The sequence below is a fragment of the Burkholderia sp. Ap-955 genome (assembly GCF_011753045.1).
GTDB lineage: Bacteria > Pseudomonadota > Gammaproteobacteria > Burkholderiales > Burkholderiaceae > Burkholderia > Burkholderia lata_D.
This window is the reverse complement of sequence record NZ_VWWH01000027.1, coordinates 59,334-74,776: the sequence shown is the minus strand read 5'-3', so window position 1 is coordinate 74,776 and position 15,443 is coordinate 59,334. Positions and strand designations below refer to the sequence as shown.

The 15,443-nt window shown below is 66.7% G+C and carries 18 protein-coding genes and 1 pseudogene; 10 read left to right on the top strand and 9 right to left on the bottom strand.

From position 1 onward, the window contains the following. A pseudogene (locus F3J15_RS17090) lies at window positions 1-132 on the bottom strand (glycosyl transferase family 2); the annotation flags it as partial. 403 nt (window positions 133-535) lie between these two features. Here F3J15_RS17090 and ispH point away from each other — a divergent pair. Both ispH and hpnH read left to right on the top strand, forming a co-directional pair. Beyond that, the gene (gene ispH / locus F3J15_RS17085; RefSeq protein WP_069252728.1) at window positions 536-1,477 is read left to right on the top strand and encodes a 4-hydroxy-3-methylbut-2-enyl diphosphate reductase; all 942 of its coding nucleotides are present in this window, start codon (window positions 536-538) and stop codon (window positions 1,475-1,477) included. Window positions 1,478-1,489: 12 nt separating this feature from the next. Continuing rightward, window positions 1,490-2,650, top strand: a complete 1,161-nt coding sequence (gene hpnH / locus F3J15_RS17080; protein WP_039349540.1) for an adenosyl-hopene transferase HpnH — start codon at window positions 1,490-1,492, stop codon at window positions 2,648-2,650. A 156-nt stretch (window positions 2,651-2,806) separates the two neighbouring features. On the opposite strand, the gene F3J15_RS17075 is transcribed toward hpnH, so the two are convergent. From F3J15_RS17075 to F3J15_RS17060, 4 genes are all read right to left on the bottom strand, one after another. Beyond that, window positions 2,807-3,067 (bottom strand): hypothetical protein, encoded by a 261-nt coding sequence (locus F3J15_RS17075; protein WP_089448641.1) that lies wholly within the window; start codon window positions 3,065-3,067, stop codon window positions 2,807-2,809. Between the two features lie 181 nt (window positions 3,068-3,248). Then, window positions 3,249-3,728 (bottom strand): hypothetical protein, encoded by a 480-nt coding sequence (locus F3J15_RS17070; protein WP_166892808.1) that lies wholly within the window; start codon window positions 3,726-3,728, stop codon window positions 3,249-3,251. Next, window positions 3,725-3,937, bottom strand: coding sequence for a hypothetical protein (locus F3J15_RS17065; protein ID WP_166892805.1), 213 nt, complete (start codon window positions 3,935-3,937; stop codon window positions 3,725-3,727). Before F3J15_RS17065 ends, F3J15_RS17070 begins: the two co-directional genes overlap by 4 nt. A gap of 14 nt (window positions 3,938-3,951) precedes the next feature. Then, window positions 3,952-4,329, bottom strand: coding sequence for a hypothetical protein (locus tag F3J15_RS17060; protein WP_166892803.1), 378 nt, complete (start codon window positions 4,327-4,329; stop codon window positions 3,952-3,954). Window positions 4,330-4,822: 493 nt separating this feature from the next. Between F3J15_RS17060 and F3J15_RS17055 the strand changes: the two genes are divergently transcribed. The 3 genes from F3J15_RS17055 to F3J15_RS17045 all read left to right on the top strand — a co-directional run bounded on the left by F3J15_RS17055 (window position 4,823) and on the right by F3J15_RS17045 (window position 7,131). Then, on the top strand, window positions 4,823-5,176 hold the full coding sequence (locus F3J15_RS17055; RefSeq protein WP_166892801.1) for a DOPA 4,5-dioxygenase family protein: 354 nt from the start codon (window positions 4,823-4,825) through the stop codon (window positions 5,174-5,176). A 117-nt stretch (window positions 5,177-5,293) separates the two neighbouring features. Beyond that, window positions 5,294-5,725: a nuclear transport factor 2 family protein gene (locus F3J15_RS17050; protein WP_089484785.1), complete on the top strand. Its 432-nt coding sequence runs from the start codon at window positions 5,294-5,296 to the stop codon at window positions 5,723-5,725. Then, entirely contained in the window at window positions 5,722-7,131 is a 1,410-nt protein-coding gene (locus tag F3J15_RS17045) for an MFS transporter (RefSeq protein ID WP_166892799.1), read from the top strand. Before F3J15_RS17050 ends, F3J15_RS17045 begins: the two co-directional genes overlap by 4 nt. A gap of 59 nt (window positions 7,132-7,190) precedes the next feature. Here F3J15_RS17045 and F3J15_RS17040 read toward each other — a convergent pair whose 3' ends face one another. The 3 genes from F3J15_RS17040 to F3J15_RS17030 form a co-directional block, all read right to left on the bottom strand. Next, a complete protein-coding gene (locus F3J15_RS17040) occupies window positions 7,191-7,811 on the bottom strand; it encodes a hemolysin III family protein (protein WP_039349524.1) in 621 nt (206 codons plus the stop codon). A gap of 180 nt (window positions 7,812-7,991) precedes the next feature. After that, entirely contained in the window at window positions 7,992-8,198 is a 207-nt protein-coding gene (locus F3J15_RS17035; RefSeq protein WP_011353713.1) for a YbdD/YjiX family protein, read from the bottom strand. 12 nt (window positions 8,199-8,210) lie between these two features. Continuing rightward, window positions 8,211-10,289: a carbon starvation CstA family protein gene (locus F3J15_RS17030; RefSeq protein WP_039349522.1), complete on the bottom strand. Its 2,079-nt coding sequence runs from the start codon at window positions 10,287-10,289 to the stop codon at window positions 8,211-8,213. A 269-nt stretch (window positions 10,290-10,558) separates the two neighbouring features. On the opposite strand from F3J15_RS17030, the gene dapF reads away from it, so the two are divergent. The 5 genes from dapF to F3J15_RS17005 all read left to right on the top strand — a co-directional run bounded on the left by dapF (window position 10,559) and on the right by F3J15_RS17005 (window position 14,938). Further along, complete coding sequence (gene dapF, locus F3J15_RS17025) at window positions 10,559-11,368, top strand: diaminopimelate epimerase (protein ID WP_166892818.1); 810 nt, start codon at window positions 10,559-10,561, stop codon at window positions 11,366-11,368. After that, entirely contained in the window at window positions 11,365-12,252 is an 888-nt protein-coding gene (locus F3J15_RS17020; protein WP_166892797.1) for an RNA polymerase sigma-70 factor, read from the top strand. The genes dapF and F3J15_RS17020 overlap by 4 nt, the downstream gene beginning before the upstream one ends. 170 nt (window positions 12,253-12,422) lie before the next feature. Further along, entirely contained in the window at window positions 12,423-13,436 is a 1,014-nt protein-coding gene (locus F3J15_RS17015; protein ID WP_166892795.1) for a LysR family transcriptional regulator, read from the top strand. A 205-nt stretch (window positions 13,437-13,641) separates the two neighbouring features. Then, the gene (locus F3J15_RS17010; protein ID WP_166892792.1) at window positions 13,642-14,397 is read left to right on the top strand and encodes an SDR family oxidoreductase; all 756 of its coding nucleotides are present in this window, start codon (window positions 13,642-13,644) and stop codon (window positions 14,395-14,397) included. Between the two features lie 25 nt (window positions 14,398-14,422). Next, window positions 14,423-14,938, top strand: coding sequence for an Ohr family peroxiredoxin (locus F3J15_RS17005; protein ID WP_166892789.1), 516 nt, complete (start codon window positions 14,423-14,425; stop codon window positions 14,936-14,938). Window positions 14,939-14,993: 55 nt separating this feature from the next. Here F3J15_RS17005 and F3J15_RS17000 read toward each other — a convergent pair whose 3' ends face one another. Continuing rightward, entirely contained in the window at window positions 14,994-15,422 is a 429-nt protein-coding gene (locus F3J15_RS17000) for a PRC-barrel domain-containing protein (protein WP_046548755.1), read from the bottom strand. Window positions 15,423-15,443 lie beyond the last annotated feature (21 nt).

The following is a 15,443-nucleotide window of genomic DNA, read 5'->3' as shown; positions in this document are numbered from 1 at the left end:
CGCGGCGCCGCGCGCCTCGGGCGGCAGCGGCCGCGCGGGCACCGCACGCCAGAAGCCGCCGCGCGCGACGAGCAGCACGATCCAGATCATCAGCGACAGGCCGGACACCAGGAATGCAAGAACCAGCATCATCGGCGCGCCTCCTGTCGGGCGCCGGCATCGGCAAAACTAATAGGGGTCAGGAACACAACGCCCGAAACCGCGCGGGCGGCCGGGCAATACGCGTAAGAATCGACGGTCATCGAATGGCCTTGAAATGAGCGCGACGCCGGGCAGCCGGAGCGGCTGCCCGCGAAACCGCGTAGTTTACTGGGTTCCGCGCGCGCCAGCGCCGACGCGGTTCTCCCGCAAATGCAACACGCCAGAAACAGCACCAGAGCAAGGACTTCCCGATAGAGTTAAAATGCGCGATTAATTCGGGGTTCCGGGGCCTGGCCGGCCGGTTCGTTCCTGCCTTCATAACATCAAGCCGGGGCGAGCAAGCGCGTGCCAAGCGCCTCGAACCCCGGCGTCTGTCGTCGGAGTTCGCTCACTTATGCGAGTCATCCTTGCCCAGCCCCGCGGCTTTTGTGCGGGGGTTGTCCGTGCGATCGAGATCGTCGATCGCGCGCTGCAACAGCACGGTGCGCCGGTCTATGTGCGTCATGAGATCGTGCATAACCGGCATGTCGTCGAAAATCTGCGTAATAAAGGGGCCCGATTCGTTGAGGAACTCGACGAGGTGCCCCACGGCGCTGTCGCGATCTTCAGCGCGCACGGTGTCGCCCAGACGGTCGAGCGCGACGCGGAAACGCGCGGGCTCGACGTGCTCGACGCGACCTGCCCGCTCGTCACGAAAGTGCACGTGCAGGGCCGCCAGTATGTCGCGGCGGGCCGCCGGCTGATCCTGATCGGCCATGCGGGCCACCCGGAAGTCGAGGGTACGATCGGCCAGATTCCGGCCGAGGTGATCCTCGTGCAGAGCGAAGCCGAAGTCGATACGCTGACGCTGCCCGTCGACACGCCGGTCGCGTACATTACGCAGACCACGCTGTCGGTCGACGATACGCGCGGCATCATCGAAGCGCTGCAGCGCCGGTTCACCGACCTCGTCGGCCCGGACACGCGCGACATCTGCTACGCGACGCAAAATCGCCAGGCCGCCGTGCGCGAGCTGAGCGAACAGGTTGACGTGCTGCTGGTCGTCGGTGCGACGAACAGCTCGAACTCGAACCGCCTGCGCGAAATCGGCACCGAAAGCGGTGTGCCGAGCTACCTCGTCGCCGACGGTTCGGAAGTAAAGGCAGAATGGTTCGCGAATGCGCAGACCGTGGGCCTGACCGCCGGGGCGTCCGCGCCCGAGGAGATGGTCGAAGATGTCATCGGCGCGTTGCGCGCGCTGGGTCCCGTCGACGTCACGACGATGGCGGGCCGTGAGGAAAAAGTCGAATTCAAGCTGCCGGCGAAGCTCACGCAAGCTGTCGCCCGCGAAGTTTAAGGAGGACATCTCTTGTCTATTCCGCTGCTCCAGCAAGTCCGCGTCGGCGCGTACATCACGCGCCAACACCTGTCCGGCAACAAACGCTATCCGCTCGCGCTGATGCTCGAGCCGCTGTTCCGCTGCAACCTCGCGTGCAACGGCTGCGGCAAGATCGATTACCCGGACCCCATCCTGAACCAGCGCCTGTCCGTCCAGGAATGCCTGGAAGCGGTCGACGAGTGCGGCGCACCGATCGTGTCGATCGCAGGCGGCGAGCCGCTGCTGCACAAGGAAATGCCGGAAATCGTCCGCGGCATCATGAAGCGCAAGAAGTTCGTCTACCTCTGCACGAACGCGCTGCTGATGGAAAAGAAGATGGACGACTACCAGCCGAGCCCGTACTTCGTCTGGTCGGTCCACCTCGACGGCGACGCGCAGATGCACGACCACTCGGTGTCGCAGGAAGGCGTGTACGACAAGGCAGTCGCGGCCATCAAGGAAGCGAAGCGCCGCGGCTTCCGCGTGAACATCAACTGCACGCTGTTCAACGATGCGATCCCCGAGCGCGTCGCGAAGTTCTTCGATACGCTGAAGCCGATCGGCGTCGACGGCATCACCGTGTCGCCGGGCTACGCGTACGAGCGCGCGCCGGATCAGCAGCACTTCCTGAACCGCGACAAGACGAAGAACCTGTTCCGCGAAATCCTGAAGCGCGGCGAAGGCGGCAAGCGCTGGTCGTTCAGCCAGTCGTCGCTGTTCCTCGACTTCCTGGCCGGCAACCAGACGTACAAGTGCACGCCGTGGGGCAACCCGGCGCGTACGGTGTTCGGCTGGCAGAAGCCGTGCTATCTGGTCGGCGAAGGTTACGTGAAGACCTTCAAGGAACTGATGGAAGACACGAACTGGGACAACTACGGCGTCGGCAACTACGAGAAGTGCGCGGACTGCATGGTCCACTGCGGCTTCGAAGCGACCGCCGTGATGGACACGATGGCCCATCCGCTGAAGGCGTTCGCCGTGAGTCGCAAGGGCATCAAGACCGACGGCCCGTTCGCTCCGGACATTCCGATCGACAAGCAGCGCCCGGCCGAGTACGTGTTCTCGCGTCACGTCGAGATCAAGCTCGAGGAAATCCAGCGCGCCGGCAAGGGCAAGCTGCAAAAGGCGGCGAAGCCGGCAGCGGCGGCTTAAGCGGGTTTCGCTACGCGGGGGCTGGCGCCTCCGCGACGGCGGGAAAAAATGAAGCGCCACGGAGTCCGCTCCGTGGCGCTTTTGTTTTGACGGACGTCGTCATGGGCCAGGACGGATCGGCACACGCATGCATATCTGTGTGCATGTGCTGCTCGCCTAGTGTCTCGATTCCGCCGCCGCGATCAACTGCCATGCGGTCGGGCCGGGATCGAGCAACGGGTCGGACGGCGGATCGAGATCGTGCCGATGTGTGTCCTCGGACGGCAGCGTCTGCCCCTTCGCAATGCCTATCTCGTCGCCGCACACGGTGCATCGATAGATGCCCGCGATCGTCACTTCGCTGCCCGGCGGCAGGTTCTCGCTGAATGCGCGGCCGCTTCCGCACGTGAAGTAGCCGCCTGCCCTGTATAGCGCCATCGCTCCTCCTGACCGAAACGAATGCATTCGCGCCGACACGCACGATCGTCGCAAACGCGAGGATGGATCGTCATCGACCGAGCCCGTTCGGCTCACGTGATGACATTAGACGGCGAGCGTCAGCCCCTGTGAATGGGACGAGTATGAAACACGGGCCGGGCATCGGTCGGGATGCTGCCGCTCAATGCAGAGCGGCCGATTCCCGCATCTTCGCCGCTGCCTGCGCGACGAGCCCCGGCTGCTCCGCAGAGGCGAACGAGCACACATGGCGCCACAGCTCGGCGAGCCGGTGCCGCGTGAGCGTCGCGACGCACGCATCGTTCGCGGCGAGCACGCGCTCGAGCACCGCGCATTCGTCGTCGTACAGCGTCCATGCGCCGCTTTGCTCGGCGCGCGCCACGCTCGCGTCGAGCACGCGCTCCGCGTCGACGCACAGGTCGATGCTCGCATCCGGGGCAGCCGCGTCGTCGAGCGCGAGGAACACCAGGTAGACGCTCGTACGCAGCCGCATCAGCAACGCTTCGTTGCCGTGCTCGCCGCGCAGCGCGACGAGCGCCATGTGGCATTTCAGCGAGATGTCGCGCACATGTGCGGGCGGCAGCGGCAGCAACCACTCGCGGGTCAGCGGCACGTGGCGACGGCCTTTCCGGACGGCCTTCATGATCCGCCCTCGCTTGCCGCAACGTCGTCCGTGTCGAACGCCGGGCACGCGGTGCGGCACGCGACGGCGCCGCGGCCTGCGCCGCGATGGCCGTTCGCGCGGCGCCGCACGCCGGACACGTCGTCGCGCCGCCGCATCGCGCACACGTCCGGCAGCCGGCGGATCGTCGACGCGCGCAACGCGTCGGGGAATCGGTTAGCGCATGCCATGCTCGTCTCCTGCTTCAGAATGTGTTCTCGCCCTTCAGGTAGTACGCGGTCTTCACGAAGAACGCCTTGACCGGATGACCGCCCTGCACGTCGCGCGCGGCGCGTGCTTCCATCGCAGCCCGCTCTTCGCGCGACCGGTCCGGCACCGGATTGTGGACACGTTCGAGCGCGCGCTGCATCGCGAGCGGATAGTTCTGGTTGCCGGCCGACGTCGCGCGATAGCCGGCGCGCGTCATCTGTATCAGTTGTGCGTCAGTCTCGGCACGCGCCGCCGACCAGCTCGACAGTGCGGCATTCGGTGCACCGTCGGGAACGACCGATTGCGCAAAGCTGACGGCGGGCAGCGCAGCGAGTGCGCACGAAAGTACCGCAACGGGAACGAGGGATCGCATAGTGGCCTCCAGGTGGTTGTGCCCGCATCGATCATGTTCGACGATGCGTTGAAACCATCGTATGACGCGCTGCATTTCGTATGAATAGCCGATTCTGCAATTGATATTTTCGGCTTCGACATCCGGTGCGCAATCCGCGTCATGCGCGAATCCCGCCAAACAGGAATTTCTTTATTTCATTCAACGCGCTGATCGCATTTGTTCAGACGATCCGAAGCAGCGCACGCAGCGCCTTTTTCAATTTCCGAAATGACGTGTTGCCAATGCGATCACGGCCGGCGTATCTGCCGACAAGGCTTCCGGCGTGATATCGCGCGTGCGGACACCTCAATCGCTGGCCCGATTGAATCGAACGTTTCTCGTGATTCAGGACAAGTCATCGCGTCCGGATTGCCGGATCGCGATACGACGCGCGCAGCAAGGACGCGCGATAATCACGCATCGGCCGTTTCGCACGGCACCTCATGCATTCCCATTTCTATCGAGTCCTTTCATGGCTGCCCTCGACACCACCGCCATCCACAGTTGGCACGCGCACGTCTATTTCGATGCGGCCAGCCGCGACGCGGCCTGGGCGTTTCGCCAGGTCGTCGACGAACGGTTCGGCGCGGTCATCGAACTCGGCCGCTTTCACGAACGCCTCGTCGGCCCGCATCCGGCCTGGTCGTACCAGATCGCGTTCGACGCCGCGCGCTTCGACGAGATCGTGCCGTGGCTCGTGCTGAACCACGGCGCGCTCGATATCTTCCTGCATCCGAATACGAACGACGAACTGCGCGACCATCGCGATTGCGCGGTGTGGATCGGGAAGTCGTACGAGCTGAATCTCGACGCGCTGGCCGGATAGCGGCCGGCACGCGGCCGCCCGCGCCGCGGCGACATCCACGTTTCGGGTCGACGTGAAACGTCCCGCGGCGGCGCGCCCATACAGTGGGTTCCGTTATCGATGCTTCCGGAACCCGCCATGTCACACGCCCACGCCGATGTCCGGCACATTCATGAAGGCTGGCACGCGGCCGTCGTCGCACGCGACGTCGATGCGCTGATGGCGCTGTATGCCGACGACGCGGTGCTCGAAACGCCGCTCGTCGTCGCCACGTTGCCCGAACACGGCTCGGGCGTGCTGCACGGCAAGGCCGCGATCGGCGCATTCTTCGCGGCGGCCCTGCGCAATCCGGGCAACACGCTCGGGCGCTGGTACCGCAGTGGTCTGTTCTTCTCGAACGGCCGCCAGCTCGTCTGGGAATACCCGCGCGCCACGCCGGACGGCGACCAGGTCGATCTCGTCGAGGTGATGGACCTGCGCGACGGGTTGATCGCGCATCATCGCGTGTACTGGGGGTGGGTCGGGTTCAATGCGCTGCGGGCCGCCACACCGTCGCCCGAACGCGCATGACGGCCGCCGCACCGGATCGGGCCGCCGCGCACCGTGTGCTCGCCGCGACCTGCGTGAGCTACACGCTCGTGCTGCTCGACGCGTCCATCGTCAACGTCGCGCTCACCGACATCGCCCAAACATTCGGCAGCCGCGTGGCCGGCCTGCAGTGGATCGTGAACGCGTACACGCTCGCGTTCGCGAGCCTGCTGATGACGGGCGGCACGCTCGGCGACCGGCTCGGCGATCGCGACGTCTATATCGCCGGGCTCGCGGTATTCGTCGCCGCGTCGGCGCTGTGCGGCGTCGCACCGACCCTCCCGACGCTCGCGATCGCCCGCGCGTTGCAAGGCGTCGGCAGCGCGATGCTGGTGCCCTGCTCGCTCGCGCTGCTCAATCGCGCCTTCCCCGAACCGGCCGCGCGCGCGTCGGCGATCAGCCTGTGGATGGGCTGCGGCGGTATCGCGATGGCGTCGGGCCCGTTGATCGGCGGCCTGCTGATCCATCTGTTCGGATGGCGCAGCCTCTTCTTCGTGAACCTGCCGCTCGGGCTGGCCGGCATCTGGCACGGCCGCTCGGTCGTGCGCGCCGCCGTCGTCGACGCATCGCGGCATTTCGACTGGGGCGGCCAGGCCGCGGCCATCGTTGCGATCGCGGCACTGATCGGCACGCTGATCGAAGGCCCGTCGCTCGGCTGGCGCTCGGCGCCGATCATCGGCGGCGCGGTGACGAGCGTCGTCGCGTGGAGCGCGTTCATCGTGATCGAAGCGCGACGCCGCGAACCGATGCTGCCGCTCGCGTTCTTCCGCAACCGGCTGTTCGCCGGATCGACGGTCGTGTCGATGGCGTCGGCGTTCGTGTTCTACGGCTTGCTGTTCGTACTCAGCCTGTTCTATCGGCAAGTCCGCAGCGCCAGCCCGCTCGACACGGGGCTCGCGTTCCTGCCGATGACCGCGATGGTCGCACTCGGCGGGCTGTGTTCGGGCAGGCTGGTTGCGCGCTTCGGCGCGCGCGGCTCGATGTGTGCGGCGTTCGCGCTCTATGCGGCCGGCGCGCTCGGCATGACGGGCATCGGTGCGGCTACGCCTGCGTGGCTCGCCGTCGCGCCGATGCTCGCGATCGGCTTCGCATCGGGATTCATCTCGCCGGCCGCGACGTCGCCGGCGCTCGGGACGGTCGACCAGCACCGCGCCGGCGTGGCGGCGGCCGCGCTGAACGCGGCGCGGCAGAGCGGATCGGCGCTTGGGGTGGCGATTTTCGGTGCGTGTATCGCGACGCTGCAGCCGTTTCCGGCGGCGATGCGGGTGGCCCTCGGCATCGCGACCGGATTGTCGGCGCTCGCCGCGACGACGTGGTGGATCACCACGCGGCCGATACCGGTAACCGGCGAACCGGCCACGCCACTGCGGACTGCCACGCGCCGCTAGCGCATGCGGTGGCAGATGCGCCGGCTGCTCATCGCCTCGGGATCAGTGCGGCACGCCACTCATGCGACATACATCGCGACACTGACGAACTGGCACAGGCTCCCGGCCAGCACGAACAGATGCCAGATGCCGTGCCCGTGGCGAATGCGTTCATCGTTGATGAAGAAGTAGATCCCCGCGCTGTAGATCAGGCCGCCGGCCACCAGCCATGCGGTACCGACCGGCGGAAGCGCGTGGATCAACGGGCGCACCGCGACGAGCGCGAGCCAGCCCATCGCCACGTACAGGATCATCGACAGCAGGCGCGTGCGCCGCCCGAGCGTCAGCTCCTGCACGATCCCGAACACGGCCAGCCCCCAGCTCACGCCGAACAGCGACCAGCCCCACGGGCCGCGCAGCGTGACCAGCGTGAACGGCGTGTAGCTGCCGGCAATCAGCAGGTAGATTGCCGAGTGGTCGCACTTCTGCAGGATCGCTTTCAGGCGCGGATTGCGCACGCTGTGGTACAGCGTCGAAATCGCATAGAGCAGGATCAGCATCGCGCCATACACGCTGAAGCTCACCACTTTGTAGGGGTCGCCTTCGAGCGCGCCCATCGTCACGAGCGCCACGAGACCCACCACCGACAGCACCGCGCCGACGAGATGGGAAATGCTGTTGAAACGCTCACCGACATGCACGACGTGTTCTCCTGCGGGTTCATCGGGAAATGAGAGAACCCTATGATACCGGCCGGCGGATTTGCCGTGCTGCGCTCAGGCAAACGGCGAAGCGCGCCGCCGGCCCGCCAAAGAAAAAAGCGCCGCGACATGCATCGCGGCGCTTCCCTTTCGATGACCGAACTGCCTGGACAGCCCGGTTCAACAGCATTTCCCCGCACCCGACCCGTACCGCGCATTCTGACGCTCGCGGAAGAATTCCTCATACGTCATCGGCTCGCGGTCCGGATGGGTCGCGCGCATGTGCGCGACGTAGGTGTCGTAGTCGGGCAGGCCGACCATCAGCCGCAACGCCTGCCCGAGGTAACGCCCCGCGCTGCGCAGGTCGCTGCCAAGATCGCTGAACATCGCGGCCTCCCCTTAACGTCCGCTGCCGAGCGCCTGCGCGGCCGGCATCGCTTCGTACGGCGTCTCGCGCACCGTCGGCTTCGACTCGCGGCGCGCGCGCAGCACGGCGATCACGCCGTACACCGCGATCGCCACGACGACGAAGATGAACAGCCCGGCCAGCGCCGCATCGATGTAGTCGTTGAAGATGATCCGCTTCATCTGCGCGATCGACTTCGCCGGCGCGAGCACCTTGCCTTCGTCCACCGCGGCCTGCAGCTTCGCGGCGTGCGCGAGGAAGCTGACCTTCGGGTTCGCGTCGAAGATCTTCTGCCAGCCGGCGGTCAGCGTGCAGATCAGCAGCCACGCGGTCGGCACGATCGTCACCCATGCATAGCGCTCGCGCTTCATCTTGAACAGCACGACGGTGCCGAGCACCAGCGCGATCGCGGCGAGCATCTGGTTCGAGATGCCGAACAGCGGCCACAGCGTGTTGATGCCGCCGAGCGGATCGACCACGCCCTGGTACAGGAAGTAGCCCCACGCGGCCACGCACAGCGCGGTGGCGACCAGGTTCGCGGGCAGCGACTCGGTGCGCTTGAGCGCCGGGTGGAACGTGCCGAGCAGGTCCTGCAGCATGAAGCGGCCCGCGCGCGTGCCGGCATCGACGGCCGTCAGGATGAACAGCGCCTCGAACAGGATCGCGAAGTGATACCAGAACGCCATCATCGCTTCGCCGCCGATCACCTGGTGCAGGATGTGCGCCATGCCGACGGCCAGAGTCGGCGCGCCGCCCGCGCGGGCGATGATCGTCGTTTCGCCCACGGCCTTCGCGGTTTGCGTCAGCATGTCGGGCGTCAGTACGAAGCCCCATTGCGTGACCGTATTGGCCACTGCTTCCGGCGTCGAGCCGAGCACGGCGGCCGGTGCGTTCATCGCGAAGTAGATACCCGGTTCGATCACGCAGGCAGCGACCAGCGCCATGATCGCAACGAACGATTCCATCAGCATCGCGCCGTAACCGATGAAGCGCGCGTTGGTTTCGTTGTCGATCAGCTTCGGCGTCGTGCCCGACGAGATCAGCGCGTGGAAGCCCGACACGGCACCGCACGCGATCGTGATGAACAGGAACGGGAACAGGTTGCCCGACCACACCGGGCCGGTGCCGTCGACGAACTTCGTCAGCGCGGGCATCTTCAGTTCCGGCGCGACGACCAGGATGCCGATCGCGAGGCCGAGGATCGTGCCGATCTTCAGGAACGTCGACAGGTAGTCGCGCGGCGCGAGCAGCAGCCACACCGGCAGCACCGATGCGACGAAGCCGTAGCCGATCAGGATCCACGTGAGCTGCGTGCCCGTGAACGTGAACCATGCGGCGAGCGTCGGCGAATCGTGCACGTGCTGGCCGAACGCGATCGACGCCATCAGCAGCACGAAGCCGATGATCGACACTTCGCCAATGCGGCCCGGACGGATGTAGCGCGTGTAGACGCCCATGAACAGCGCGATCGGGATCGTCGCGGCGACGGTGAACGTGCCCCACGGCGAATTGGTCAGCGCCTTCACGACGATCAGCGCGAGCACGGCGAGGATGATCACCATGATCAGGAACGCGCCGAACAGCGCGATCACGCCGGGCACCGTGCCGAGCTCCATCTTGACGAGATCGCCGAGCGAGCGGCCGTCGCGGCGCGTCGAGATGAACAGCACGATGAAGTCCTGCACCGCGCCGGCAAACACGACGCCGGCCAGGATCCACAGCATGCCGGGCGTGTAGCCCATCTGCGCGGCGAGCACGGGCCCGACGAGCGGGCCGGCGCCGGCGATCGCGGCGAAGTGATGGCCGAACAGCACGTACTTGTTGGTCGGCACGTAGTCGAGGCCGTCGTTGTACTTGACGGCCGGCGTCATCCGCAGCCCGTCGAGCTGCATGACCTTGCTGGCGATGAAACGGCTGTAGAAGCGATACGCGATCAGATACACGCAGACTGCGGCGATCACGATCCAGAGGGCACTGACGCGCTCGCCGTGTGCGAGTGCGATCGTGCCGAACGCGAACGCGCCGAGCAGCGCGACCGCGATCCAGAGCAGGGTACTGGAAGCCCGATTCATGGCGTCTCCTGGTCTCCAATGTGGTTTTAGATGGCATGCGGCGAGGGGCCGCACACACGTGACGTCGATGCGTCGTGCCACGGTCTCGCGGAGACCGGGGCGATGGGCCGTAGTATTCCGCGCGACCGGGGCGGCTTACAAGCGGATAACTACGTATGCGAAGCTACGTAGAATTACGTAGATGCACAGTGCGGGCACGCCGTCGTGCGGCGATTGATCGCGAACGGCGAGCCACGTACAGTGTTCGCGTGCCCCCTTCCGGAACTGTCATGCCGCTCGGATTTCAGAAGATGAACGCGAATGGCGATGACTTCGCCATCGTCGACCTGCGCGGTCAGGATCAGGATCAAGCGCAGCACATCGCCCCCGATCTGGTGCGGCGCATGGGCGACCGACGTTGCGGCATCGGCTTCAACCAGCTCGCGGTCGTGTCGGACTGCGACGACGCGGCGGCCCGCGTCGCGTTCTGGAACGCGGACGGCACGCCGCTTGACACCTGCGGCAGCGCGACGCGTGGCGTCGCGTGGCAGCTGATGCGGGAAACCGGCCTGTCGTCGCTCGTGCTGCGGACTCCCCGCGGGTATCTCGTGTGCTCGACGGAGGCGAACGGCCTGATCACCGTCGAGATGGGCAGACCGCTCACCGGCTGGCGCGACGTGCCGCTCGCCGAGGCACTCGACACGCTCGCGCTGCCGCTGCCCGGCGCGCCGGCCGCGTGCAACATGGGCAATCCCCATTGCACGTTCTTCGTCGACGATCTCCGCGCGCTCGATGTCGCGGCGCTCGGCCCGGCCATCGAAACGCATCCGCTGTTTCCGCAGAGAACCAACGTGCATTTCGTTCAGGTCATCGATCGCACGCATGTTCGCCTGCGCATCTGGGAGCGCGGCGGCGGCGTGCCGCTCGGTTCGGGATCGTGTTCGTGCGGCGCGGTCGTCAATGGCATCCGACGCGGGTTGCTCGACGAGACCGTTCGGGTCGAGTGCGACGGCGGCGACGTGACGGTGCGCTGGGACGGCGCCGGCAGCGTGCTCCTGAGCGGACCGGTCGCGTTCGGGTTCAGCGGGGTCTGGCTGTGACGGCCGACGACGCACTCACGTTCCAGGCACTGCGTCCGCGCCTGCAGAAGATCGCGTACCGGATGCTCGGCTCCATCGCGGACGCCGAGGACATCGTGCAGGACGTCTGGCTGCGCTGGCACGACACGGCACGCGACGGGATCGAGAACGCCGAAGCGTGGCTCGTCGCCGTCACGACACGCACGTCGATCGACCGCCTGCGCGCCGCGAAGCTCCGGCGCGAGCAATACACGGGGATCTGGCTGCCCGAGCCGGAACTCGACGCATCACCGGCCACGCCCGAGGAAATCATCGAGCGCGCGAACGACGTGTCGGTCGCGTTCCTGCTGCTGCTCGAACGGCTGACGCCGGAGGCGCGTGCCGCCTTCCTGCTGCATGAAATCTTCGAGATCGACTACGACCGGATCGCCGACGCGATCGGCAAGACCGAAGCCGCGTGCCGGCAACTCGTCAGCCGTGCCAAGGCGCGGCTGCGCGACGACGGCTCGCCTCGCCACGCGGTGCCGCGCGAAACGCACCACCGGTTGCTGCAGACGTTCTCGCACGCGCTCGCGCAGGGCGACTTCCCGTCGATCCAGGCGCTGCTCGCCGAAGACGCGATCCTGATCGGCGACGGCGGCGGCAAGGTCCGGAGTGTCCCGAGGCCAATGGTCGGCAGCCGGCGTGTCGCACAACTGTTCTATGCGACGTGGCTGCACTACGGCAGCGGGGTCGAGATGCGGTCCGTCGTGCTCAACGGCCAGTGGGCCATGCTGCGCTTCATCGACGGACAGCTCGACGCCGCGATGTCGTTCGAGACCGACGGCACGCGCATCGTCCGGATTCTCGTGCAGCGCAACCCCGACAAGCTCGCCCGGATCGCGTCAACCTGCACCGCCGGTTGACGTGCGCGCATCGCGCGCCATCGAAGCTCGTGCTCGTGCTCGTGCTCGTGCCGGAAAAATAGCCTGCCCGCCCGCCGCCGCGTCCTTTTTAAAAAAGATCGCGGACGGTGTCACAGGCAGCTGTGCTGAAACGTCTAGTCGCGTATGGACACCACGATTCCAGCACCTTCATGTCAGATACTTCCATCCGCCGCCCTGACGCCGACGATCCGTTTGCACGCAGCTTCTCGACCTGCTACGCCGGCGTGGTCACCTTCCTGGCCGTCGTCACCGAAGGCAGCTTCGCCCGAGCCGCCGATCGCCTCGGCGTCGGCCGCTCGTCGGTCAGCCGCCACGTGCAGCGGCTCGAGGACCGGCTCGACGCGCGCCTGTTCCAGCGCACGACGCGCAGCATGTCGCTGACGCGCGAAGGCGAACGCTTCTATGAAAACTGCCGGCCCGGCATCGAACATCTCGCGCAGGCGATCGAGGACATGCGCGAGCTGCGCAGCGGCCCGCCGAGCGGACACCTGCGGATCGGCTCGACGCCCGGCTTCGGCCGCAAGATCATCGCGCCGCTGCTGGGCGATTTCCACGCGCAGTATCCGGACATCACGCTCGAACTGCTGCTGAACGACCGGCCGGCCGATTTCTCCGCCGACCGCATCGACGTCGCGTTTCGCGACGGCCGCATGGAAGATAGCGCGATCGTCGCGCGCGAGCTGATTCCGATGCAGATGATCGTCTGCGCGTCGCCGTCGTACGCGCACCGGCACGGCTTGCCGCGTCACGTGGACGAGCTTGCGCAGCATCGCTGCATCAACCTGCGCACCGCATCGGGCCGCGCGACGGAATGGGAATTCAAGGTCGACGGGCTGGCGCAGCAGCGCCAGCTCGCCGCGCATCACACCTTCAACGACATGGATCTGGTCGTACGCGCGGCGCTCGACGGGCTCGGCATCGCGCAACTCCCCGCGTACCAGGTGTGCGACCTGCTCGCCGACGGGCAACTCGTGAGCTGCCTCGGCCAGCACGCGCCGGACGACGGCGGACACTATCTGTGTTACCTGAGCCGCAAGCACCTGCCGACGCGCATCCGCGTATTCATCGACTACATGATCGAACAGACGCGCGCACGCGACCTGCAGTGCCTGACGACGATGACCACGATGACGACGACGGCGCCGCTGGAGACGGTCGATTGATGCATTCGAAGCAACACCGTGAGCACCTGCGTGGCTCTACCGGATCGCGCGGCATCTGCCTACGATGCGGGCTGATCGAACGGCGTGCGGGCATCGCGGCACGCCATTCGGCACGGTGCCGGTGCACGCGCGCGATTGCGATGCGCGCCGGCCTCGACCGATTCAGGCGGCGCGCCTCCCGCGCGCCCGTTCAAGGAGAGCAATCGTGAAGATCGTCGTGATTGGTGGTACCGGCCTTATCGGCAGCAAAGTCGTCAGGAACCTGATCGCGCGCGGCCACGACGCCATGGCGGCAGCGCCGTCGACCGGCGTCGATACGATCACGGGCGCGGGGCTCGGCGACGCGCTGGCGGGCGCGGACGTCGTGGTCGATCTCGCGAATTCGCCGTCGTTCGACGAAGCGGCCGTGAAGGCATTCTTCGAGACGTCGGGGCGCAACCTGTTCGCCGCGGAGCACGCGGCGGGCGTGCGCCACCACGTCGCGCTGTCGGTGGTCGGTACCGACCGCCTGCAGCAAAGCGCATATTTCCGTGGCAAGTTCATTCAGGAAGACCTGATCCGCGCAGCGGGCGTGCCTTACACGATCGTGCGCTCGACGCAGTTCTTCGAATTCGTCGGCGCGATCGCACAGGCGAGCGCCGATGGCGACACCACGCGGCAGGCCACCGCGTTCTTCCAGCCGATCGCATCGGACGACGTCGCGGCCGCCGTCACCGATGTCGCGCTGGACGCACCGCGCAACGGCATTGCCGAAATCGGCGGCCCCGATCGGGTGCGGATCGCCGACCTGGTCGAACATTTCCTGAAGATCACGCACGACCCGCGCACGGTGGTCAGGGACGCGGGCGCCGATTACTTCGGCGCGATGCTGCAGGACGACACGCTCGTCCCCGCGCCCGGCGCGCGCCTCGCTGCGACGACCTTCGATACGTGGTTTCAAAAAAACCAGCCCGCGCGCTGAGCCGCACCGCAGGATCGCACACGCCATGACGCCGCTACGGCCGCCGCCGCTCTCGCTGCTCGACAAGTATCGCGGGCGGGAACCGCAGACGCTCTATTCAACGACGGTGACCGTCACCGGCGGGGCGGCGGAGCATGGGCGCGCATCGGGTGTCGCACGTTCCGACGACGGCCGCCTCGACGTGGCGCTGCGCCTGCCGTCCGCACTCGGCGGGCCGGGCGACGGCCCGAACCCGGAACAGCTGTTTGCCGCGAGCTATGCGGCGTGCTTTCACGGTGCGCTGAGCCTGCTCGCCACGCGGGCCGGCGTGTCGATCGCCGGCGCGTCGGTTAGCGCATCGGTCGACTTCTGCCGCGATCCGGTGGATGGGCTGTTCATGCTGAACGCGAACATTCGCGTGCAGCTGCCGGGCGTCGAGCGCACGGTGGCGGAAGAACTCGTCCGCAATACGGAGCGCTTCAGCCCTTATACGAAGATGGCGCACGAAGGCATCAGCCATGTCGTCGCGCTCGCGCCACCGGACGATCCGTCGAACGACTGAGCGCCAACGGAATACCCGGCGCGTTGCGCGCCGGGCATTGCCAATCCGTGCTGGCTCAGTGCTTGTCGTCGAGCTTCTTCGGCTTCGGCGGCGACGGCACCTTCGCATACTGGAACGCGGGCGTGGCCTTCAGCGCATCCTTCGTCGCGCCCGGCAGGTAGATGTTGCCGTTGCGCACGTCGAGCGATGCGATCGGCACCGCGACGTCATGCGCGGCCACGCCGAGGAAGCCGCCGGCCGACACGATCGCCGCCGATACCGAGCCGTCCGGCGCGACGATCAGGTCGCGCACGGTGCCGACCTTCTGGTTCTCGTCGTTGTAGACGGCCTTGCCGAGCACGCTCTTCTTCACGCTCCAGCCTTCGAGCAGCGCCTGCGATTGCTCGACAGTCACGCTGATCGGCTGCGCACCCGCGATCTGCGCGTGTGCGCTGACGCTCGAGGCGAGGACGGTTGCTGCGATGAGGGTCTTGTAGAAAGCCATGCTGTTATGCACTCCGGTGAA